Raw genomic sequence first — 23,062 nt, forward strand, 5'->3', positions numbered from 1 at the left:
GTTGTTTATATTTTTTATTTGTAATAACTGATACGTTGCGCAGCAGTCGTATTCGGCTATTTTCTGCACACTCGCAGGATTGGTTATGGGCTCAGGCTTTTATAGTGTTTTAATCTGAACAGCCAATCTCGATTACTGAGTGCGTTGAGCTGTCAATTAAATTAACTATTTTTGATCTATTTAAAAAAGTGATTTTTGTAATAGCAACTAACGTTTTGTGCAATACATCAGCGCTTGTTCCCTAACGCCGCTATTTGCAATTGCAGAGCTGGCCAGGCCTCCCTACCCTTTGCCGCCATCAGCTCAATATAGGGCTGATTAAACCAATCGTTGATCGCAGTGCGATAGGCATCCATAGCGCGCAATTGAGTCAACCAATCGCTTATAACTGGCAACCCCTGCCACCAATCTCCCAATTGCAACTGTTCCAAGCGCTCGATATAAGGCAGTAGGGCAAAGTCTGCCAGCGATAACTGATTGCCAACCAACCAATCACTTTGTGCCAATGCCACTGCCATCTCTTCGAGCAATTTTTGATAGCTGTATAAAGCCACCTGTAAGCGGTCCGACGCCAAACCATTGGCCAGTACATCGCGTAGAAATTCAGCGCGGCCGGGATCTTTAACAGAGCCGATATAAGCGCTTAAGGCTTCAGCCGATGGATAGCGCTGCAGCAACTGGAAACGAAAGGCGATACAGAAACTGATAACGGCCACCTGTTCATGTAAACCGGCATCGAATTTTCGTAGCCAATTGCGCACCTCGGCTCGTAATGCAGGCGCTTCGGGCATTAGCGGAAAATCTGCAGAGACCTCCTCCAGGTATTCCACAATGGCATTGGATTCGGTAACGATTATCTGGTTGTGTTGTAGAACGGGTACCACCGCCTTTGGATTAACCCGCAAGAAATCCGGGTTAAACTGGTCGCCCGCTCGCAAGTTAAGATGCTGGCTTTGCCAATCGATCTTTTTGTAGTCCAATACCAGGCGAACCTTCTGCGCACAGACCGACATATCGTTGTGATAGAGTTTTATCACCAGCACCTCAATACCATTTATGGTTTATAGATTATTGTTCTTATTTTTTGACTTGTATCTGGGCGACGGCAGGTGGTTTAAATGGGCTCCATTAATTTCATCATGGAGTCGCGCATAATCGCCGCATGCTCGGCTTTATCACCACCATTAATTTCAATTTCACCCAAGCGGCCGGAGTTCTCCACCACCATACGGCAGCGCTCCCAGCGACGGGATTGGAATTTTTCCAATGCACTGCGCCAATCGGACTGCTTACTAAGCTCTTCAGCCAGAACAATGGCATCTTCAATACCGATACAAGCGCCCGATGCCAGATGGGGCGTGGTGGCGTGCACAGTATCGCCAATAAATACCACTCTATCCCGGTACCAGGGCAGAGGTACGAGCAGCCCGTCCAGAGGTCGGAAGACCACTTTCGAATCTTTAGTGATCTGCTCCGCCAGAGCCTGTACCGCCGGCGCGCTGAAATTTTCCAGCAACAACTGTTTTAATACATAGGCCTCTTCTTCCGGGTCGAAACGTTGTCGCTCTTTGCTATCCACAGTTAAAAAGAGATAAACGGAATCTTTCGACATGGGATTGATGCCGGCTTTTAAATTGGGACCGACCCACATCATGGTGCCTCTGCAATCGGCTGGCCGGGGCAGTACCGCTCGCCATACGCCTTGACCACTGTAGGCGGGAGCAGCGGCCTCCGGCATCAATAATTTACGGGTTTTGGAGTAGAGGCCATCTGCGGCAATCACCAAATCAAATTGGTCAACCGAGCCATCGGTAAAGGTTACCGTCACACCACTATCGCTCATCTCCAGCTGTTCGTAGCTCTGTCCGAGCCGAACCTGAGCGCCGGCGGCGACGACCTTATCGGCCAGAATACGCGCCAGCACCGGGCGCATGATGGCACCGGCGCCTGGAATATCCGGGCTGGCAAAGCGGGGCGTGGGAATATGTTGAATGTGGTGGCCCGTGGGCGTGTGCAGATCCAAACCATCGTGACCACTGCCCTGCTCTAAAAACTCTTGCAAAACCCCCATATGGTCGAAGGCTCGCAGTGTCGCACCACCGATGCTAATGCCGGCACCATCCGCCTGCCAGTCCGGGGCGAGCTCCACCAGATGGGTTTCTATATCGTGTTTGCGCAATTCGATTGCGGCCGACATGCCAGAAAATCCACCGCCGATAATCAGCACTTTGTTTATTGTTTTATTCACGAAGACACTCCTTCCTAGTCAGACTCACTTAACGTGGCTAGCAGATCGCCATTGGCCAGCACCTGCACAGGGACTTTACTTAGATATTGATTGAGACACGGGCCAGAGATACAGCGGCCGGTGGTTATTTCAAATTGTGCACCGTGAGCGGCACAGACAATTGTCGTCGCCTGGGGCGATAGGTATTTATCCTTTTTCCATGGTAAGCGGGTATCGCCATAGTGGGGGCATAAATCCCGGTAGGCATAAATGCCACCACCAGAACGCACCACCAAAAGGGTATCCTGCCCGACTCCCCAAGGATCAAATCCCTTTGCGCCCGGTTCGGGAATATCGGTCAACTTACCTAACACCACAGTCGTCACGGCAGTAACTAATTAGGGTTTAGCACCCGGCGGAGGCCCCATAGGCGACCATTTTTCGCGATACTGCAGCAAAAAGGCTTGCGAGGTATCGGCACCTGGAGGTGCTTCGCGCGCGGTCCACTCGTCGTCGTGCAGATCCATGTCGGCGTCGTATTCCATATTGCATCCCAAAGGACTTTTGAAATACCAAAACCAGTTGGAGCCAAACAGATGGCGACCAGGCCCCCAAAAACTTTGGTAGCCTTTATTAACCATGTTGGTACCGGCGTGCATAACGTCGGTTGGACCACCCATGTGGAAAGTGAAGTGTTCACAGCCCTGAATGTGGGGCGGTGTTTGAATAAAAAATATGGTGTGGTGATCGTTGGTACCGGCCGGGCGCATAAACGGCCCGACGCCGACGAAGCGGTCGGTAGTCACAAAGCCTAAACGCTCTGCGTAAAATGCTTCCGCCTTGGCAAAATCCGGAACGAAATAGACCACATGTGACAGTGAACGGGGTTTGGGTGAGGCCACCTTTTCTACGCCCACCACGTTGGCGCCACGCTGTGGTTTTGCGCCAGGTGCATTGACGGTTTCTGCGGGCAGATCCAACGGTTGACGAATGGTTACCTGGAAGCCCAGAGTAAAGCCATGATCGTCCACAGCCTCGATCGAACCATCGGCCAGGGTTTTTACCTCGCGGTCTTTACCCAGCTCTGCGGCGATAGCGGCCACGGTTGCCTGGTCGGCAACACCATAAATGGTTTTCCGTAACATATTGCCGGAGGGCAGTGCGGGCGGTAGTGATGGCTCGTCTTTCGGCGCAATTACCACACCGGTGCCATCCAAGGCCTCAAAACGGCCATTACCGGCATCTTGCAAGCCATAGTCGAGCAAAAATTGCGTAGTGCCTTCGATGTCGTCGACACCAAACACCAATGTATCTGGACCAATAATATTCATAATATTTCTACCGATTTATGATTTTGATTAATTTGTAATAATTGATGAATTGGCAAACAGACTAATCAGCCCAAGCGACCGCCCAACTGTTCCGCCACCCAGTCGGCAATGTAGTGGCCGGCGTTGACGCTATTGTCAAAGCTGGAGTGTTGAACCCCACCCTCGCGCTCGGTAAATATTTTCAGTTCTCGTTTGGGGCTGTTGATCAATTGTTCATAAGTACGATGCGCCCACTTCAAGGGAATCTGGCTATCTTTTTCGCCGTGGGTAACCAGGAATGGCACTTTGATTTTTTCAACCACGCCGTCCAGATGCACTTTTTCAGCAATCTCGAAAAAGTCATCCATATCTTTTGCGCCCCACACCCAGCAGACATGTTTCCAGTAGTGCGGCACAGGGAAGTTGCCCTCTTTTTCCAGGCGCCGTTTCTGTACATCGCGCCAGTCGTGGTTCGCACCCCATACCACACCACAGGCAAAGCGGGGTTCAAAGGCTACTGCCCGCGGGCAGTAGTAACCACCCAGAGAGACCCCTTCCATACCGATGCGCTTACTGTCGACGTCGGCGCGGGTTTCCAGGTAGTCCACCACACGGCTGGCCCAGTGTTCGCTGTCGTAACGAGCACGCAAATCCTGCAGACGAATGGCCTCGCCGGTGCCTGGCTGATCAACAATTAACGAAGCCACACCGCGCTTGGCCAACCAGGCCGGCAAACCCACCTTGTACTTCATCTCTTTGGTGGAATCCAAACCGTTGACCTGAACCAAGATCGGCTGCGGACCAGTAACCCCCTCTGCGGGTACATACAGTGCCGATAGATGTTTGTCTTCGTAGGGAATCTCCACACGCTCGCACTTCTCTTGTGCTAACTGATTACCTTTGTGAAAACACTCCAGAGAGCGCTGATAAAGCTCTAAACGCCCCTCTGCACCATGCGCTTGCAGACGCTCGCAGGTGATCAGATAGATCGCTGCGCGGGAATATTTTTCACCGGCTGAGAAGAGTCGGCCACGGGCTTCATCTTCCTCTGCCAGACTACAAAGTTTGTCGGCCATTTTTTGCCAGGTATCACGAAATGCTTGCGTACCTTCGGCGTCAGGCTTTTTGGCGGCCTCCAGTAACGGCGCGCACATCTCCTGAATTTCGCCAATCCGGGCACCCATCTCAATCGCCAGGTTGACCGATAGATCCCAGACATAGTTGGTAGGAAAAAATCTGAACATCAGAGCTCCTCACATTGCCTTTGCAAATTAATCTTCAAGAATCGCTACGGCTCGCACAAAGCCGGCCGAAGCGTGTTTAATTTTGTAGGGGAAGCAAGAGACTAAAAATCCGTGATCGGGCAGGCTCTCTAAATTGGCCAACTTTTCCATCTGGCCATAGCCGATATCACGCCCGGCCTTGTGTCCTTCCCAAATAATCGAGGCGTCACCACTGGATTCGAAGCGTTCACGGGTAAAGCCAAAAGGTGCATCCCAGCTCCAGGCGTCGGTGCCTACCACGCGCACACCGCGCTCCAGCAGATAGAGCGTTGCTTCACGCCCCATACCAACCCCAGCGCCTAAATAACCGGGTTGGCCAAACAGTGCTCCGGCACTGGTGTTCACCAGTACAATATCGAGCGGTTGCAGTTCGTGATTAATGCGTTTCAGCTCCGCTTCCACTTCGTCTGCAGTGACTACGTGGCCATCAGGCAGATGCCGAAAGTCGAACTTGACGCCGGGTTGCAGACACCACTCCAACGGCAGTTCATCAATACCGTAGGCGGGCCTACCACCACTGGCCTCGTCGGTGGTCGACGCGTAATGCCAGGGAGCGTCCATGTGGGTACCACTGTGGGTGGTAACGTCCAGCCGTTCAGCGGCCCACGCCTCTTTGCCTGGCAGATCATCAATATTTAAGCCCGGGAACATGGCGGCCATTTCCGGCCACCCCTGTTGGTGATCGGCGTAGTCGATTTTCGGCAACAGGGGTGGTGGATCGGTGTAGGGGTTGTTGTCCAGTGTTACCGACAGATCGATTAATTTGCGCTTATTTAAGGCCATGACTTTTCTCTTTCCGTTGTTTGGCTGCCGGCGCCAGTTAGGCGCTAACCACCTGTTGTTCGATCACGCCAAATGGTGTGCTGCCATCAGGCATGGCTGCGGCAATACGCACCCGGTCACCAAATTTCATAAACGGTGTTCTTATCTCACCAAATTCAATGACATCCAGCGCCCGGCGCTCGGAAATACAGGCGGAACCCACGCTGCGATTGTGATTGGAAACGGTGCCCGAACCGAGCACAGTGCCGGCCGATAGCCGGCGCGTGAGAGCCGTGTGAGCGATCAAGTCGTGGAAACCAAAATGCATATCGCTGCCGTTGGGATTGCCAAACCACTGCCCGTTCCAACTGATATGCAGTGGCAGATGCACTCGGCCATCGCGCCAGTGTTGCCCCAACTCATCGGGAGTGATGGCTACCGGGCCAAATGCGGTGGAAGGTTTAGCCTGCAAAAAGCCAAAGCCGGTGGCCATCTCGCGCGGGGCCAGAGCACGCAAGCTGACATCGTTGACGATGGTAATCAGGCGCACATGGTCGAGTGCCTGCTCGGCAGTGGTGCCCATGGGCACCTCATCGACTATCACGGCAAACTCGCCCTCGAAGTCGATACCGTGGGCTTCGCTCGGCAACAGCAGGTCATCAGTGGGGCCATAAAAATCATCGCCCGCACCCTGATACACCAGTGGAATTTTCTCGGCGCCGTCAATGGGCGCCATGTTGAAGGCCTTTTGCATCAGTTCGCCGTGGCTTAAAAAGAGCGAGCCATCCAACCACTGCCAGGTACGCGGCATAGGTGCAGCTGCCTGGTTAACGTCGAAGGCGAAAGCATCGGCCAACTGGCCGTCATTGAGTTGTTGATAGCAGTGTTGCAGCTCGCGCTCCAGAGCCTGCCAGTTCTCTATGGCGTATTGCAAAGTAGCTGCTAGGTGGGCGATATCAAAAGCCTTTGTCAGATCGCGTGAGACCAGGACCAGGCGCCCATCGGGAGTGTCGGCCTTTAAAGAGGCAAATTTCATGGCGTTTTCCGTTTTATCCCCTGGTTGCCCGTATTGGCTCACCAGACGTTATTGTTATGACCGAGACTGTTCGGGATATGACGGAAAGAGTACGCTTCGGAAATCTGTTTTAAAAATCACTTATTACAATGCCACCTATCACTTTGTGAGATACCTATCTCTTAGTTGACAAGCGGATGCATTGCGGTGAATGTATTGGCGAAAATAATAATTGGCAGCCCTTCCACTAGGGCAAGCTAATAAAAGTGGGTAGCCCTATGCGTTTTGAACACCTGGACCTCAATTTACTGGTCGCCCTGGATGTGCTGTTGGACGAGTGCAATATCACCCGCGCAGCCGAACGTCTTAACATGACTCAGTCCGCCACCAGCGGTGTACTGCGGCGCCTGCGACTATTTTTTGAAGATGACCTCCTGGTGCAGGTTGGCCGCAAGATGCAACCCACACCCTACGCCCTGCAGCTGCAGAAGCCGGTGCGTGAAGTGATGCTGAAAATACGCTCCAACATCATCAACAAACGCACCTTTGACCCAGCCACGGCAGTTCGCCACTTTCGTATCGCCAGTGCCGATTTCATTATCACCGTACTACTACAGGATGTTCTGCGGGAGATCCAAAGTGAGGCTCCGGGGCTTACCTTCGAAATTATGACGCCCTTTCTGTTAACTGTGGAACGCGGCGAAGTCGATTTCGTACTGGTACCTCAGCGCTACACTGTTGAGGGGCACCCATCGGAACTGTTATTTGAAGAGGAACACGTCTGTGTGGTGTGCGCTAACAACCCACTGGTGGGCGACACCATCTCCTTTGAGCAATATATCGAGATGGGCCACGTTTCGGTAGGCTTCGGCAGCCGTCAGTTGAGCATCGAAGATTGGTTTATGAAGCAGTACGATGTCAAACGGCGTATTGAAGTGATCAGCAACGATTTCAACACGCTGCCGCAACTGGTGTTGGGCACGAACCGCATTGCCACCATGCACAAACGCCTCGCCGAATACTACGCCCAATACCTGCCAATTCGCATACTGCCGACACCAGTAGAACTACCGGTTATGCGCGAACACATTCAGTGGCATCGCGCCCTGGAGAACGACCCGCTACACAGTTGGGTAAGGCATAAAATTCAGTCGGCAGCCGCCCGCTTGTAACGGGTGTGAAGCGGTTTCTGCTAAAACTCTTCGGTATCGATCTCGGTTTGAGTCGCCGCCGGGTAGCGGGCTCCACTCACCGAGGCCTGGTTGATCAGTGCCGACGCTTTCGCCAATATGGCTTCGCTGACTTCAAGCTCCACCACCGCGAAATTCTCCTGCAGATGGGCAATTGAGGTGGTACCGGGAATAGGCAGAATATGCTCTCCCTGGTGTAGCAACCAAGCCAGAGACAACTGCGCCATGGTACAACCAGCCTCAGCTGCCAACTGGGCAAACTGCCCTAGCCAAACGCTGTTGGCCGTAAAATGGGGCTCCTGAAAACGGGGCATGGTACGGCGAATATCTTTCTCCACCAGCGCCTGCGGACTGCTGACGCCACCGGCCAGAAAGCCGCGCGCGACCGGTGAGAAGGCAACAAAGGTGGCGTTGAGCTCACGACAGGCCTCGAGCACGGCGATCTCAGCGTTGCGCGTCCAGAGGGAATATTCGGTTTGTACCGCGGCAATCGGGTGCACCCCATGCGCCCGGCGTAAGGTCTCCGCCCCCACTTCCGACAGCCCAATGGCGCCAATCTTGCCCGCCGCCACCATGCGCTGCAAAGCACCCACACTCTCTTCAATGGGCACGCTCTTATCCCAGCGATGCAGGTAGTAGAGGTCGATATGATCGGTTTGCAGGCGGTCCAAAGCCGCATCCAACGTGCGTATTAATGTTTCTGGCCGGCCGTCAATCACGCGCTTACCATCGACACCGGTCATACCACATTTACTGGCCAAGTGTATTTCGGCGCGATAGGGTTTTAACGCTTCACCCACCAGCGTTTCGTTGGCACCAAAGCCGTAAAGTGCGGCGGTATCAAAATGGCGAACCCCGAGCTCGAAGGCTTTGTGTAGTAATTGTGTTGCCAGCTCGGGGGTTGGTGGGTGGCCGTAGGCATGACTGAGATTCATACAGCCCAAACCGATGGCGGGCACCACGGAAGAACCGATTGTTCGAGTTTTCATACTGCTGACTCCGTTGGTAAACAGTGATCGCCATCAGGCACCGCCAAATAGCAGTTACCCGCCGGGGAGCGGCCGCCGGCGAGCATCATATCGGCATAGGCGCGTGCAGGCATCCCCGTCATGAGCGCCGCTATCTGCTGAAAAGTAAGGCCGTCGGTGGCGAAAATTTTTGCCAGAAAAAAGATATTACCGCCTAAATCGAGCATGGCATTGTAGTCGCGTTTCAATACCGCCTCTTTCTGTTCAGCCAGCATTGGCCACTCATCCAGATACAACCGTTCCTCTGCCAGGAAACGGGTGCGATTATTGGCGCTCATTAACGACATACAGAATTGATTAAGGGGAAAACCGATACGAGCCATATCGGCATCGAAAATAGTGGTACCGGGGATATCTGCATAGGGGGGCAGTTTTGACATCAGCTGATTACTCCACAGGCCGAGCGGTAAATTATTTAAATTATTAAATCCGTGGTCTGCAATAAACTAACACACTCTTAAAGCTGAACCATCAGTTGGCCAAAATAAATATCAGTACCTCCCTCGGGCCGTGTGCGCCCAACTGCAACATCTGCTCAACATCTGCCGTGCGCGACGGGCCGGTGATCATATGCAGCGCTCTCGGACGCTGGCCAGTGCCAATATGCATTTGTTGCCAGGCCTCTTCCTGACGCGCGACGATTTGAGATTGCTGCACGACAACGATTAGAGTCTCCACCAGATAGAGTAGTCCAGTAGCCACTGCCTCACTATGCAGGCAGACACTGCCCGTCTCGGCAATGGCTATCTCCGCCAGGGCGAGGCCCCACTGCGCCTCGCGGGCGTTGTCGGTTGTAGCCACCGACCACTCACACGGCTGCAGTGCCGGCTGCGGTGACACCATCAAATTGGCACCGGCCGGCATGCGCTCACTGAGCAGCGTGTTTATCTCTGACAGGGAAATGACCTCAAACAGTTCACACGCCGCCAGCCGGGCATTCTCCTTAAAGGCCGCCAGGCAGTCGGCGATTGGGGCCAGTCCGGATTGCTGACCTTTAGTGCCATTTATTAATTGCTGAAAACTGGCGGTTAAATTCTCTGGCAGAGATTGCTTGCCATTAGCCTGGGCAATTTTGGCAAACAGGCGCGTACGAAAATCCGATTGCGAATCCATTATTGCCTCCCCTATTTTCCCGCACTTTTCTTTGCTGAACCGGCACGCCGATATTGGCTTTGAAAACTGCCGCCTTGCGGTGCCGGCAGGTCGCGCACACTGGTCCAGCCACTGGCCAAAGGCAAGCGGTGCAAGCGTCCACGCCCACCGGCCAGGCGATGCAAACAAGCCGACGCCAGCCCGGTTAACCGCCGGTAGAGACCAGGTTTATTAGCAAGCCAGGTGAAACCCGCCAGCGCGAATTTCTGCAATAGGCCCGGTGGTACCACGCTTTGCTCCTGTTCCCGCAGCTTGCGCATTAATTTCGGCAATGGGATACGCACCGGGCAGACCGCCTCGCAGCGACCACAAAACGACGAAGCACTGGCCAGTTCGTAATCCTGGTTATAACCGCGCAGCAAGGGCGATAAAACCGCCCCCATGGGCCCTGGATAAACGCTGTCGTAGGCATGGCCACCCACAGTTTGATAGACCGGGCAGTGATTCATACAGGCGCCACAGCGAATACAGTGCAGCATCTCGCGGTAGTCACTACCCAGAATTTCTGAACGACGATTATCAAGCAACACAACGTGAAAGGCTTCCGGGCCGTCGTGATCTTTTGCCGTTTTTGGCCCGGAAAAAAAGCTGGTGTAGGAGGTAATGGGTTGCCCGGTGGCACTGCGAGCCAACACCCGAATAATTTTGGAGGCATCCTCCCAGGTGGGAATTACCCGGTCAAAGGTGGAGGTAATAATGTGAGTTCTCGGTAAACAGGCGCTCAGATCGCCATTGCCTTCGTTGGTGACCAACACCGCTGTACCGGTTTCGGCAATTAACATATTGGCGCCGGTGATGCCGACATCCGCCTTTAAAAAGCGCTCACGAATTACCGCTCGCGCCTCATCGACAATGGCTTTTACTGCACTTAGATCCCGCTCTCCCAAAGTGTGCGCCTGTTTAAAGAGCTGCTCGATTTCAGCTTTGGTTTTATGTAACGCCGGGGCAACGATATGACTTGGCGGCTCATGCGCCAGTTGCAAAATATATTCGCCGAGATCGGTCTCCCAAGGGGTCATACCCGCCGCCTCCAGCGCCTGATTCAGATGCGCCTCTTCGCCCACCATCGATTTGCCTTTGGCGATGGTTTTGGCGTTAGCCTGCTGACACAACTCAATGACAATACGACGCAGATCCTCGGTGGTCTCCGCCCAGTGCACCCGGCCGCCGGCGGCCTCCACCTGTTGTTCAAAGTAGGCGAGATAAATTTCCAGATCGGCCAGGGATTTTTTGCGCACCGCCTGCGCCTGATCGCGCATCAGCTCGAAATCGTCCACGGCATCGATGGCCGCCTGACGACGGGCGACAAAACCGCCGCCCGCCTTGGCCAGCGCCGATTGCAGTTGCTGGTTGGCCAACGCCGCTTGTGTACGCACTACAAAATGATTACTCATAGCTAGCCCTGCTCGTCGGCTTCGCCAATGGCAGGTGTTTGCCAATCCCCCACCAACACCTCGGCCACGTGGCGAAAATTAAGATTGGCCCCCCGCCGCTTGGCGCGACCGGCAAGATTCAGCAGGCAGGAGAGATCGCCACCAATGACCAGATCAGCGTTAACGGCCAGCGCGTTGTCGATTTTGTTATCGGCCATGCGCGCGGAGACCTGGGCGTGTTTTACGCAGAAGGTACCACCAAAGCCACAACAGACCTCGGTATCCACCATTTCACTGACAGCAACACCACACGCCTTTAACAATTTGCGGGGCTGCTGTTTGATGCCCATTTCACGCAGGCCCGCGCAACTGTCGTGATAGGTGATAACCGCTGATTTTTCTGACAACGGATTTGCAGACGATCGCGTAGCCGACGATTGGGCATTGGGAAACACCAGCCGCTGTGTTAAATCCTGCTCCGCCACGGTTACCAAAAAATCGGTGAGCTCAAAAACTTTTTCGCAAAAGGTGAGCACCCGCGGCAGCCGCGGGTCGTCTTGAAAAAGCTCTGGGTAGTGGTGTTTGATCATACCGCCGCAGGAGCCGGAGGGAATAACGGTGTAATCGAAGGGTTCAAAGGTGGTTATTAAATTCCAGGCCAACTGGCGGGCCTGGGAGGAAACGCCGTTGTTAAAGTTAACCTGGCCGCAGCAGCTTTGCGGCGGCACATGTACGGTGAAGCCCGCCTGTTCAAGCAGTTCAACACTGGCAAAGCCCACGCTCGGTCGAAACAGATCGACCGGGCAGCTGGCAAAAAAGCCGACACTTTTCATGGATCGTCCTCGCAATCAGTGATTCGAGTCTGCTAAACGATACCAGATCCGCTCTCTCCTGTAGATGGCCGCTGCTGGGCCACCGACTGACGATAGCCGCTGGCGCGGTAGCTGGTGAGGGGCGCAATGGCACCCCCCAATTGCAGTCGAGCCATGGCCAGAATTGGCGACACGTCGATATTAAATGCCGCCTTCAGGGTGTTGGTAGCCATGAGTGCGTCGTTGCTCTCCTGAAAGCCGTACAGGGCTTCGCGGTCGATCAACAGCGCTTTTACATAGGAGCGCTGTACCTCTTCGGCAGAGTTGATCAGGCTTTCGATAGGATCGGTAACATTGTGCGATTGATCCAGCATATAGGCCGGATTAAATCCGGGCTGCTGGCGGTACTCGGCATCCACCAACTCATTAAAAATCAGAAATTGTTGGTAGGGGTGCAGCGAGCCGCTGTCGAGATCATCGTCACCATATTTACTGTCGTTAAAGTGGAAGCCGGCCAGTTTGCCGAACTGAATCAGGCGCGCAACGATCATTTCGATATTCACATTCGGTGCGTGGTGACCAAGGTCGACCAATGATTTGGCCTTCTCGCCCAGCTCCATGGCGCAGAGCACGCTGGTGCCCCAATCCTGAATAACCGTGGAGTAGAAGGCGGGCTCAAACATTTTGTGCTCCAGGAACAGACTCCACTCATCCGGCAGGGCCGCATAGATGGTGCGCGCGCTCTCCAGGTAGCGCTCCAGTTGCCGTTGGAAATGGCTTTGGCCAGCGAAGTTCGAACCATCGCCAATCCACACGGTTAACGCAGTAGAGCCCAGGGCTTTGCCCCACTCAATGCACTCCAGATTGTGGGCCACCGCCTGTGCGCGCACCGCTTCGCTGGTGTGGGTAAGGCTGCCGTATTTGTAAGAGAGCGGCTGGCTGGGTTGATCTTGAAAGGTGTTGGAGTTGATGGCATCGAAGGCGAGCCCCAAATCATCGGCCGCTTCTCGCAATTCGCTGAAGTCATCGACCTTATCCCAGGGAAAATGGGGTGAGACTGAACCGGTGCAACAGACCAATTGGTTGATCACCGAGCAGTCTTGCAACTTTTCAAAAATATTGCGCGGTTCGCCAATGCCGGGAAAGCGGGCAAAGCGGGTGCCGCCGGTACCGGTACCCCAACTCGGCACCGCCACCTGAAATACCTTGGCACGCTCGGTAATTGCTACGATATCAACCCCGCGCCTGGCCAACTGTACGGCCAGGTGATCGTAATCGGCTTGCAGCGCTTGCAGTTGTTTGTCGTTTTGGGCGGCGACCAGGTCGCTATTGATTAACTTTGTCATGGCTTAACCTCTGTTCTGCCCACCTTTTTCTTTTAGCTTAGGGCAGATACCGTCATTGTATGGAGAAGTTGGCGCAGGCAAAGCTCCGCCAACGGAAACGTTTTTCTGGAACTGAGCTAGCGCAGGAACGCCTCGTGCAGGCCGCCATCCACCGAGATAATCTGGCCGGTGGTTTTACTGAGCTGGCCTGAGATCAATGCATACACCGCCTCGGCCTGATCCTCCGGCGTGATCGCCTGTTTGGTGAGCGTACGCTGGGCATAGAACTCCGCCAGTTTTTCACGCAGCTGATCATCGCTCTCCGTGTCCAGAAAGCCGATGGCGTATTTGCTGAGCGACGCCATCACCCGGTCGCGTGGAAACATGGTACTGCCTTTCACCACGGTCGCCGGCGCCAAGCCATTGACCGTCACCAGGGGCGACAGCTCCAAAGCCAGCTCACGCACCAGGTGGTTAGCGGCCGCTTTGCTGGTGTCGTAGGCGAGGGAGCCCTTTTTGGCCACGGCGGCGTTAACGCTGGTGGTTAACACCAATGCCCCGCGTAACCCTTGCGCCTGCCAAATGGGCGCCGCTTCGCTGGCGACGATATAGCCACCTTTCACATTCACCGCAAAACTGAGATCGAACATCTGCTCATTGCTCATGCCCGACTGCCCAGGGGCTAAAAACACCCCGGCGGTAACCACGACTTTGTCGATACCGCCATAGGCCAGCAGTACCTGGCAAAACAGCTGCTGTACGCTCTCACGCTGGGTGATATCCACCGCCAGTCCTATTGCCGGCCCACAGGCAGAGATGTCACTGCCGGCAACGCCGATACCCTGGCCATAACACTCAGTAATCGCATTGGCGGTGGCAGTGGCGGCCTCCGCACGCAAATCAGCACAGACCACATGGGCACCATCGGCGGCCATACGCAGGGCCGTGGCCTTGCCAATACCATCGCCGGCACCGATGACCACGACCACGTCGCGGGCTAGGGCTTTCTCTTTCGGCATGCGCTGCAGCTTGGCCTCTTCCAACAGCCAATATTCAATATCGAACGCCTCTTGTTGCGCTAGCGCCACGTAACCACCGATGGCTTCGGCGCCGCGCATCACTTCCACGGCGCAGTTGTAGAACTCGGCGGTTACCCGCGATTCACTCTTGTTCTTGCCCCAGGCGATCATACCGATACCGGGGATCAAACAGACTGTCGGGCTCGCTGGGCGCAGAACGGGCGAGTTGCTGTGCCGGCAATTTTCGTAATAGCGGCGGTAGTCCTCACTGTAGCGCTCCACCCCTTCACTCAGCAGCGCCTTTAAGGCGGCGATATCGCCGGAGGCCGGGTCCCACGCCACGTACAGGGGTTTGATCTTGGTGCGCAGAAAGTGATCCGGGCAGGAGGTGCCCAACTCTGCCAGGCGCGGCGCATCGGCTGAATTAACAAAACGCTGGATAGACTCATCCCACTGCACGGTGGCAATCATCTTTTTCTCGCCACTGACCAAACCACGCAGATGCGGCAGCACTTCCGCCAATACCGCCTCGCGGGTGTGATCATCGAGCGCTGCGTAGCGCTGGCCATTAAAGGTTTGCTCACCGCGGTCGTGAGCGTCGATATAAGCCGCCGCCTTGTTAATGATCTCCAGGGTTTTGTCGTAGCAGGCTTTGCTACTGTCGCCCCAGTTAATCACCCCGTGGCCGCCCAGTAGCACACCTTTGGCATCCGGGTATTTAACGCAGACATCGCGCAACACCAACCCCAGATCAAAACCTGGCCGCTGCCAATCGGTCCATACCAGATCACCACCCCAGATCTCTTCGGTAAGGGCTTTACCGTTGGCGCTGGCGGCTACAGCGATCACCGCGTTGGGGTGCATATGGTCGACGTGCGGATGTGGAATGTAAGCGTGCAGTGGCGTGTCGATGGAGGGGGCACGGGCGTTCAGGTTGAAAGTGGCGTGTGGGTACATGGCCACCATGGCATCTTCGATATCCGTTTTCGGGCCGATAACGTCGGCACGGCAATAGAGCCCCTCCAGAGACAGCAGTTTATCCTGGTAGAGCGAAGCGAAATTATCACGGGTGGAGGTGCGCAGATCACCGCCGGAGCCCTTCACCCACAGCACCGTCACCTCCTCGCCGGTAAGCGGGTCGACCTCGACCACCTTGGCCGAGGTGTTGCCACCGCCGGTATTGGTGATGCGCAGGTCATCGCCCAGGCGATTAGAGCGATAGATTAACGACGCGACTGGGTCGAGGCCGGCAGATTCATCATCGCACCACAGGTAGTTAACGTGGCGGCTTTGTTCTTGGCTCATAGGTTTCCTGATGGGAGTTATGCTTAGATGAACGGCGTCGGCGGCGTTGTGCGAGCGTTGATGCTTCTTGTTAAGGGCAAACGCCACCAACCAATAAGGGTGACTCTACAATCACAATCAATCATTTACAATCATTATATTGCATATACGATAATGACTGGTATTATCCGAGCAGAGAAACACGCTCAAATCCATACATTACAAACAAGAATAATCAAATGAGTACATCTGAATTTGACCGAGCACCGGTCCCGCCATCACATCTGCAACCCGCCCGTCACTTTGCCGCCAGCTATGCCGGAGAACACGCCGCCGGTACCGAATTTGTTATTGGCGCCACCTTCGTCGCCTGGGGCGTGGGCACCATGGATATCCTCTGGGGGCTGCTGCTCGGCAATCTATTGGCGGTACTCTCCTGGGCATTAATCTGCGCACCCATTGCGGTCGATACCCGGCTGACGCTTTACGCTTACCTGGAGAAGATCGCCGGCAAAGGCATGGTGCGCCTCTATGCACTGGTTAATGGCGTGATGTTCTGTGTCTTGGCTGGCGCCATGATTACCGTATCGGCCTCGGCAGTACGGATTCTGTTTGATCTGCCCGCCCAGGTGCACTGGTACCCCACCAGCGCGGGCTTTGTGCTGGTGGCAGTGGCTGTTGGCCTGGTGGTAGCTGCCGTGGCCACCAAAGGCTTCACATTGGTGGCCAAATTTGCCGAGGTTTGCGCCCCCTGGATGGTGTTGATGTTTCTGGTGGGGGGTATCGCCCTACTGCCACTGCTGGCTGAGGCAACTCCGGGCGTCGATGGCGTCGGCAGCTGGGCGGATTTCCGCCGCATCGCCGATACCCATATCTGGCGGGATAGCCAGGGGGAGCTCGGCTTCTGGCATGTGACGGCATTTGCGTGGATTTGCAATCTGGCCATGCACGGCGGCTTGGCCGATATGACCATACTGAGGTTTGCCCGCAAATCGCAATATGGTTACTTCTCTGCCCTGGGTATGTTCATCGGCCATTTTATGGCCTGGGTCTGTGCGGGCATTATGGGCGCCGGCGCGGCCCTGCTGCTGACCACGCCCATTAACCAGTTGGACGCCGGCGCGGTAGCCTTCCAAGCGCTGGGGGCGGCCGGCATTCTGGCGGTGATTATCGCCGGCTGGACCACCGCCAACCCCACCATCTATCGCGCAGGCCTCGCTTTCCAATCACTGAAGCCAAGCCTCTCGCGCGAGAAGGTCACTGCAGTTACCGGCGTGATCACCACGCTCATCGCCTGCTTCCCCTTTGTCTTTACCAAGCTGCTCGACTTTGTCGGCTTGATGGGCCTCACCCTTGCCCCTGTAGGCGCCATTATTGTCACCGAGCACTGGCTCTTCCCATGTATAGGCCTCACCCGTTACTGGACAAGTTACAGCCAGCGTTTTATTAACTGGCCGGCACTGATCACCTGGCTGGCTGCGCTGCTGTTTGCCTTTGCCCTTAACCAGGCTGGCGTGCACCTCTTCTTCCTTCTACTGCCGGCCTGGGCGTTTACCATGCTCGCCTACACGCTGCTGGCACGGGCCTTCGGCGCCAAAGTGAAACACTCAGCGGCAATGCTGGGCGGGCAAGCGGCTGAAGCGGGGCGTAAACAGAGGGAAGCTAACTACCTGGCCCACCTTAAACAACACCAGCACACACCCGCCGACAGCGGCCGTAATCTGTTCGGCTTTGCCTCCATGGCGCTGCTACTGCTCTGCCTAGCGCTGGCACTACTCACCTTCTCACACAGTATCGATTTCAATCACTTTCACCGCTACTTGGCCTGGGCCACCTTTTCCTACTTTGCCGCCGCCCTGCTGTGGTTATGGGAGCAAAATCGGCGCGATCAGCAGCTTGCCCGTGCCGGCAGTTCCGAAGAGACCAACCCTGCCTAAGCCATGAACAGCTTTATTGTCGACCTAGGAAAAACCAACCTGAAGTGCCAATTGATCGGGAGCAACGGCGATCTGCTCTGGGCGGAGAGCAGAGCCAACGTGGCAAATACCGCTGCGCCCTACCCGCATATTGATTTAGAGGGCATCTGGCAATGGCTACTCGAATGCCTGCGCCAGGTGGCCGACCAATTCCCGGTGGCAGCAATCAATATCAGCACCCACGGCGCCTGCGCGGTGCTGCTGGATGAAACCGGCACGCCAACGCTGCCGGCAATGGATTATGAATATGAAGAGCTGGATGCGATTGCCGATGGCTACGATCAAGTGCGGCCTTCGTTTGCCGACACCCTCTCGCCGCGCCTGCCACTCGGCCTAAACCTGGGCCGCCAGCTCTGGTGGCAGAAGGTGCACTTCCCCGAGCAATTTGCCCAAACCAGGCAACTTCTGCTCTACCCCCAGTATTGGGCCTGGCGCCTGTCTGGTATTGCCGCCTCGGAAAGAACTTCTCTGGGCTGCCACACTGATTTGTGGCTACCGGAGGCCGATGCGCCGTCTAAATTGCTGAACAGTCTGCAACTTACCCATACCCTACCGCCCCCGATAAGCAACTGGCAGCCGCTCGGGCCAATTACTGCGGAAGTGGCTGCCGCTACCGGCCTGACTCAGGATTGCCAGGTATTTCCCGGCGTGCACGACTCCAACGCCAGTCTCGCGTGGCACCTCCATAACGCCGGCAACCTAATCGATGGTGCACAAGAACTGACGGTGGTCTCCGCCGGCACTTGGGTAATCACCATGGCCATGGGTACCGACTGCCGACGCTTGCAGGAGAGCCGCGATATGCTCGCCAATGTTAGCGTACTGGGTCAGCTGGTAGCCTGTGCCCGCTTTATGGGTGGCCGCGAATTTGAAGCGATCTGCGCAGAGACCCACGCTTCGGCCGACGATGCTGTCGCCGCAGATGACATTCAACAACTAGTGGATGAACAGGTATTCGCCCTGCCTAATTTTGCCGGTAATAGCGGCCCATATAATGACCGCGCCGCCGCAATAGAAGGCCGGCCTCACAACGGCAAAGCGCTGGCGACTCTTTACCTGGCATTAATGATTGACCTGGAGCTGGAGCTACTGTCTGCCAAAGGACCGATTTTATTCGGCAGCACCTCCTTAAAAAACCCCCTGCTCTGCCGACTGCTGGCACAGTTACGACCGCAGCAGCCGATACTGCTCTCCGGCCAGGAAGCCGGTTCTATTATTGGTTGCTGGGTATTAACGCGATGGCAGCAAGCGAATATAGGCCAAGCGTATCAGCGGGCAAAGGCCACCCAGATACAAAACCTAGAAGATTATCAACAACGCTGGCGCACTGCCGTAAGCAACTAGATCGGCCATCAAATGACCCATAACAGTCGCAAGCACACAGAGAGATATTCGTGAATATTCGCCGTACGAAAATTGTCGCCACTCTAGGTCCCGCCACCGATAACCCCGTGCAACTGGAGCAGTTAATTCGAGCCGGTGTCAATGTGGTGAGACTTAACTTCTCTCATGGCCACCCGGAAGACCACCGGCAACGGGCATCATTGGTGCGGGAAATATCCGAAAAATTACAACGCACCGTAGCTATACTGGGTGATCTTCAAGGCCCTAAAATTCGTATCGCACGCTTTGCCACCGGCCCCGTTCAATTAGCGATAGGCGACCAGTTTATTCTGGATGCAATGCTGGACCAGAACGTGGGTGATCAAACCCACGTAGGCATCGACTACAAGCAACTGCCTGAAGAGGTTAACCCCGGCGACCGCTTGTTGCTCGACGATGGCCGAGTGGTTTTACAGGTAATAAAAATAGAGGGTGCCCGTATCGTTACCCAAGTACAGGTCGCCGGTACTCTTTCTAACAACAAAGGGATCAACCGTGAAGGCGGTGGCCTCTCTGCAGCAGCACTCACCGACAAAGATCTACGCGATATAGAACTGGCCGCAGAGATCGACGTCGACTATCTGGCGGTCTCTTTTGTACGTAGTGCCGACGATATCGAACAGGCCAGAGCGCTGTTACAGCAGGCTGGCGGCAGCGCTGGTGTTGTTGCCAAAATTGAACGCGCCGAAGCGGTGAGTGATAACAGCGTGCTAGAAAAGATCATCCGTACTAGCGACGCGATTATGGTTGCCCGTGGTGACCTGGGTGTGGAAATTGGTGATGCCGAGTTGATGGCGGTACAGAAATCGATGATCCGCCAAGCGCGACGATTCAATAAAAGTGTCATCACCGCCACTCAGATGATGGAGTCGATGATCAGCAACTCCCTGCCGACTCGTGCTGAGGTATTCGATGTCGCCAACGCAGTATTGGATGGCACCGATGCAGTTATGCTCTCAGCCGAGACCGCAGCGGGAAATTTTCCGGTAGAGACGGTTGCAGCAATGCATCGCATCATTGTTGGTGCGGAACGTTATCCACAAGCGCAAACAGCCAACCAGCTTTCGCCATTTGATTACAACCGCGCCGATGAAGCGATAGCCATGGCCTGCATCCATACCGCCAATGGCATGCCGAGCGTACGCGCCATCATCTGCCTTACTGAAACCGGCCACACACCGCTGTTGATGTCCCGGGTCAGCACATCTATTCCAATATTCGCCTTTACGCGCACGAAGAAAACAGAACGCTGGGTAGTGCTATACCGCGGTGTTAACCCAATTAAATTAGCAGATTTACCCGACTCATCAGATGACCTAATTGATCGGGCTATTACACAGCTACTCGAGCGTGAAATTGTTTTCCCCAACGACACAGTGATCGTCTCCAAAGGAGACCATAAAGATGTTCATGGCGGGACCAACACCATGAAAATTATCGACGTAAAAAACGTACGAATGGAGCTACACCATTCGAAGACCTAAGCGATGTGCGTTCTCACTTCCCATTAATAGCGGAGCCAAAATCCACTCAGTAAGACACAGCCAACGAAGAATTAAAGCGAGATTGGTTTCCAGCTACTGGCTTTTGTTTATAGCTTGAATAGCATTCGGAAGAGTTGAAGCGACGAGTGTAGGCTCAATACCCCAGGGATCAAATACCGCATCAGCCTGCCGTTGAATCCAGGCGGCCTTGAGCCCAGCTGAAATTGCCCCGATAACATCAAAGGGGTTACTGGATACCAGCCAGATTGAACCCCCGGGCTGCGGCATATTACCGGCCAACGCCTTATAAACCAAGGGATTCGGCTTAAAGGTTTGCTGCTGGTCGACACTGACAACCGCGTCAAATTGATGAATGATACCGGCGTTTACTAACAAGGCCTCCACACTGCTTTTTAGTCCGTTGGAAAAAGCATATCGATAAAAGCCAAAACCTTTCGCCATTTCCAAGCCAGTTGCCACATCATCGAATGCCGGCAGCTTGCGATAGAGCGCCATTAGTTCGGACTTCACTTCCGCTGAGAGCGAAAATTTTAACAATTGGCAAGTATACTCCAATGCCTGCTGTGTGCAGACGTCAAAATTTTCATAGCATTGCATTAAACCACGGCGAAAGCTGTATTCCAGTTGCTTCTCTCGCCAAACACGGGAAAACTGTGCCGCCTGTTCACCCACCAACAATTGCAGCCTGGCAACAACGCCGTGGGTGTCGATTAATGTACCGTAGATATCAAACGCTAAAGCCGTAGCCATCTCTGTTACCGAGAGTTGTTGAGAGTTGTTGTCTTGTTAATCTAGAGAATAAGAAATGTGTACCGCGGCGGAGTATTGCCAAGTAAACACTCCTTTTGCCACTGGCCATAAGCCAATAATGCTAACCAGGTTACAAAACAATAACCGGCACGGGAAAATCCCAGTTACATAAAATAGCCGATAAGTTACTAACTCCGCCTAACAACTTAAACATGTTATTGCATTAAAAATGTTTCCATACAATTTAATAACTTATCTATATTAGCAGATGCCTTTGCTTCCGCTTCACTCACCTCCAACCCCCCTCGGCTAAATGTACAACTCCACTCCACTTCACAGCCATCATCGACCGGCTTAACCACTACACGACCATTATAGTTCGCAAGAGGCATAAGCGGAGACTGCGCAATTTTGTACAGTAGAGTACGACTTTCAGTATCAGCAGAGAGCAGAGTTTCATCCAATGGCGGCATCCCAGGATTATGAAAACGCCGGACCACCCCCTCTTCCGAGGTAAAAACCTCGGGGGTCAACTCCTTCGTTAACCATTGAGTATCGCCCCAATTAGAGAGCAACGACCAAACCTGATCCGCTGGTAGCGTGAAAGAACGAGTAATAGACACATAGATCATGAAACACCTAATTATTATAAATTGAAGCAATGTTAGACAGTCAATCAGAGTAATGATTGCCTAGTCACCTTGGAACTTTGGTGCTCGTTTTTCAAGAAATGCAGAACAGGCTTCAGCGAAATCACTGGTGGCCAGCCCGACAATTTGAGTCTGGTTTTCCAGCAGAATGGCAGCCTGTATACTTGGGGAATCTAAATTTTGCCACATAATCTTTTTCGTAGATTGTAAAGAATATGGACTAACTTCCAACATAGAATCAGCCAATTCCATGCAGCAATTCATGAGGTCAGACGGCTCCACTACCCGGCTTACCAAGCCAATTTGACTCGCCTCTTCCGCCAATACCGGCCGCCCGGTCAGCATAATTTCGAAAGCCCGGGATGCACCAATCACACGCGGCAAATGGTAACTAATACCACATTCACCCGCACTTAACCCTATTTTTACCGCGCCAACAAGGCACTTGAGAGTGCTGGTGGCAATCCGGACATCGCATGCCAGGGCTAACCCCAACCCCGCACCGGCAACGGCACCTTGCATTGCACAAATAACCGGTTGCGGCATGGATCGTATCTGCGTAATCAAACCTGAGAATTGCTCCTGCAACGCTATATTCGCACTGATTCCGGGATTCTCAAGCTGACGCTGCTGATTGGCTTTTAGATCGAGCCCCGCGCAGAATGCAGCGCCTTCGCCGGCTAGAATAACAACACGACAGGCGTTGTCGGAGGCGATCTCGTTCAATACCACCTCTAATTCTCGAGCCATTGTAATCGTCATTGCATTGCGCGCAGCCGGACGATTGAGCTTTACAATCGCAAGGGAGCTGCTTGGCTTGACGACAAGAACATCTTTAAATTCAGCCACAATATCACCTTATATTTATGCTTATTATCTACCTGATTATAAATAGCCGGAGCACTAACTACTAAAGCGAACAAGGTCATTAATTAATATGAAGTTCTCGTTTAACGCGGCTAATACGACCACTTAATAAACAGCAATTTTAATTGATTCACCCATTATTCAAAATAAG

21 protein-coding genes are annotated in these 23,062 nt (G+C 54.1%); 4 read left to right on the forward strand and 17 right to left on the reverse strand.

Annotated elements, in window-relative coordinates; translation table 11 throughout:
• Nucleotides 1-227 precede the first annotated feature (227 nt).
• The 7 genes from SBL51_RS04735 to SBL51_RS04765 all read right to left on the reverse strand — a co-directional run bounded on the left by SBL51_RS04735 (nt 228) and on the right by SBL51_RS04765 (nt 6,618).
• Nucleotides 228-1,043 (reverse strand): glutathione S-transferase family protein, encoded by an 816-nt coding sequence (locus SBL51_RS04735; protein WP_317929551.1) that lies wholly within the window; start codon nt 1,041-1,043, stop codon nt 228-230.
• 71 nt (nt 1,044-1,114) lie between these two features.
• Nucleotides 1,115-2,248, reverse strand: a complete 1,134-nt coding sequence (locus tag SBL51_RS04740; protein ID WP_317929552.1) for an FAD-dependent oxidoreductase — start codon at nt 2,246-2,248, stop codon at nt 1,115-1,117.
• A gap of 14 nt (nt 2,249-2,262) precedes the next feature.
• Nucleotides 2,263-2,613, reverse strand: coding sequence for a Rieske (2Fe-2S) protein (locus tag SBL51_RS04745; protein WP_317929553.1), 351 nt, complete (start codon nt 2,611-2,613; stop codon nt 2,263-2,265).
• A 12-nt stretch (nt 2,614-2,625) separates the two neighbouring features.
• Nucleotides 2,626-3,558: a VOC family protein gene (locus tag SBL51_RS04750; protein ID WP_317929554.1), complete on the reverse strand. Its 933-nt coding sequence runs from the start codon at nt 3,556-3,558 to the stop codon at nt 2,626-2,628.
• A gap of 65 nt (nt 3,559-3,623) precedes the next feature.
• On the reverse strand, nt 3,624-4,781 hold the full coding sequence (locus tag SBL51_RS04755; protein ID WP_317929556.1) for an alpha/beta hydrolase family protein: 1,158 nt from the start codon (nt 4,779-4,781) through the stop codon (nt 3,624-3,626).
• A 27-nt stretch (nt 4,782-4,808) separates the two neighbouring features.
• Nucleotides 4,809-5,603 carry a cyclase family protein gene (locus tag SBL51_RS04760; RefSeq protein WP_317929558.1) on the reverse strand — a complete coding sequence of 265 codons (795 nt, stop codon included), beginning with the start codon at nt 5,601-5,603 and terminating at the stop codon, nt 4,809-4,811.
• A 37-nt stretch (nt 5,604-5,640) separates the two neighbouring features.
• On the reverse strand, nt 5,641-6,618 hold the full coding sequence (locus SBL51_RS04765; RefSeq protein WP_317929560.1) for a fumarylacetoacetate hydrolase family protein: 978 nt from the start codon (nt 6,616-6,618) through the stop codon (nt 5,641-5,643).
• 257 nt (nt 6,619-6,875) lie between these two features.
• Between SBL51_RS04765 and SBL51_RS04770 the strand changes: the two genes are divergently transcribed.
• Nucleotides 6,876-7,769, forward strand: coding sequence for a LysR family transcriptional regulator (locus SBL51_RS04770; RefSeq protein ID WP_317929561.1), 894 nt, complete (start codon nt 6,876-6,878; stop codon nt 7,767-7,769).
• Nucleotides 7,770-7,789: 20 nt separating this feature from the next.
• On the opposite strand, the gene SBL51_RS04775 is transcribed toward SBL51_RS04770, so the two are convergent.
• From SBL51_RS04775 to SBL51_RS04805, 7 genes are all read right to left on the reverse strand, one after another.
• Nucleotides 7,790-8,776, reverse strand: coding sequence for an aldo/keto reductase (locus SBL51_RS04775; protein ID WP_317929563.1), 987 nt, complete (start codon nt 8,774-8,776; stop codon nt 7,790-7,792).
• On the reverse strand, nt 8,773-9,195 hold the full coding sequence (gene ligA, locus SBL51_RS04780) for a protocatechuate 4,5-dioxygenase subunit alpha (RefSeq protein WP_317929565.1): 423 nt from the start codon (nt 9,193-9,195) through the stop codon (nt 8,773-8,775). Before ligA ends, SBL51_RS04775 begins: the two co-directional genes overlap by 4 nt.
• Nucleotides 9,196-9,286: 91 nt before the next feature.
• The gene (locus tag SBL51_RS04785; protein ID WP_317929567.1) at nt 9,287-9,928 is read right to left on the reverse strand and encodes a lactate utilization protein C; all 642 of its coding nucleotides are present in this window, start codon (nt 9,926-9,928) and stop codon (nt 9,287-9,289) included.
• Nucleotides 9,929-9,939: 11 nt separating this feature from the next.
• On the reverse strand, nt 9,940-11,361 hold the full coding sequence (locus SBL51_RS04790; protein ID WP_317929569.1) for a LutB/LldF family L-lactate oxidation iron-sulfur protein: 1,422 nt from the start codon (nt 11,359-11,361) through the stop codon (nt 9,940-9,942).
• 2 nt (nt 11,362-11,363) lie between these two features.
• Nucleotides 11,364-12,173 carry a (Fe-S)-binding protein gene (locus SBL51_RS04795; RefSeq protein ID WP_317929571.1) on the reverse strand — a complete coding sequence of 270 codons (810 nt, stop codon included), beginning with the start codon at nt 12,171-12,173 and terminating at the stop codon, nt 11,364-11,366.
• Between the two features lie 32 nt (nt 12,174-12,205).
• Nucleotides 12,206-13,498, reverse strand: coding sequence for an L-rhamnose catabolism isomerase (rhaI, locus tag SBL51_RS04800; protein WP_317929573.1), 1,293 nt, complete (start codon nt 13,496-13,498; stop codon nt 12,206-12,208).
• A gap of 116 nt (nt 13,499-13,614) precedes the next feature.
• Nucleotides 13,615-15,801: a bifunctional rhamnulose-1-phosphate aldolase/short-chain dehydrogenase gene (locus tag SBL51_RS04805; RefSeq protein WP_317929574.1), complete on the reverse strand. Its 2,187-nt coding sequence runs from the start codon at nt 15,799-15,801 to the stop codon at nt 13,615-13,617.
• 218 nt (nt 15,802-16,019) lie between these two features.
• Between SBL51_RS04805 and SBL51_RS04810 the strand changes: the two genes are divergently transcribed.
• From SBL51_RS04810 to pyk, 3 genes are read left to right on the forward strand one after another with little or no spacing between them, the layout of a single operon-like run.
• Nucleotides 16,020-17,717 (forward strand): nucleoside transporter, encoded by a 1,698-nt coding sequence (locus tag SBL51_RS04810; RefSeq protein ID WP_317929575.1) that lies wholly within the window; start codon nt 16,020-16,022, stop codon nt 17,715-17,717.
• A 3-nt stretch (nt 17,718-17,720) separates the two neighbouring features.
• Nucleotides 17,721-19,100, forward strand: coding sequence for an FGGY-family carbohydrate kinase (locus tag SBL51_RS04815; RefSeq protein WP_317929576.1), 1,380 nt, complete (start codon nt 17,721-17,723; stop codon nt 19,098-19,100).
• 50 nt (nt 19,101-19,150) lie between these two features.
• Nucleotides 19,151-20,623: a pyruvate kinase gene (gene pyk, locus SBL51_RS04820; protein WP_317929578.1), complete on the forward strand. Its 1,473-nt coding sequence runs from the start codon at nt 19,151-19,153 to the stop codon at nt 20,621-20,623.
• Between the two features lie 93 nt (nt 20,624-20,716).
• On the opposite strand, the gene SBL51_RS04825 is transcribed toward pyk, so the two are convergent.
• From SBL51_RS04825 to SBL51_RS04835, 3 genes are all read right to left on the reverse strand, one after another.
• The gene (locus tag SBL51_RS04825) at nt 20,717-21,394 is read right to left on the reverse strand and encodes a haloacid dehalogenase type II (RefSeq protein WP_317929579.1); all 678 of its coding nucleotides are present in this window, start codon (nt 21,392-21,394) and stop codon (nt 20,717-20,719) included.
• A 215-nt stretch (nt 21,395-21,609) separates the two neighbouring features.
• On the reverse strand, nt 21,610-22,026 hold the full coding sequence (locus tag SBL51_RS04830; RefSeq protein WP_317929581.1) for an SRPBCC family protein: 417 nt from the start codon (nt 22,024-22,026) through the stop codon (nt 21,610-21,612).
• 60 nt (nt 22,027-22,086) lie between these two features.
• The gene (locus SBL51_RS04835; RefSeq protein ID WP_317929583.1) at nt 22,087-22,893 is read right to left on the reverse strand and encodes an enoyl-CoA hydratase/isomerase family protein; all 807 of its coding nucleotides are present in this window, start codon (nt 22,891-22,893) and stop codon (nt 22,087-22,089) included.
• Nucleotides 22,894-23,062 lie beyond the last annotated feature (169 nt).

It is taken from the genome of Halioxenophilus sp. WMMB6, assembly GCF_033283405.1.
In the GTDB taxonomy this organism is placed as follows: Bacteria; Pseudomonadota; Gammaproteobacteria; order Pseudomonadales; family Cellvibrionaceae; genus Halioxenophilus.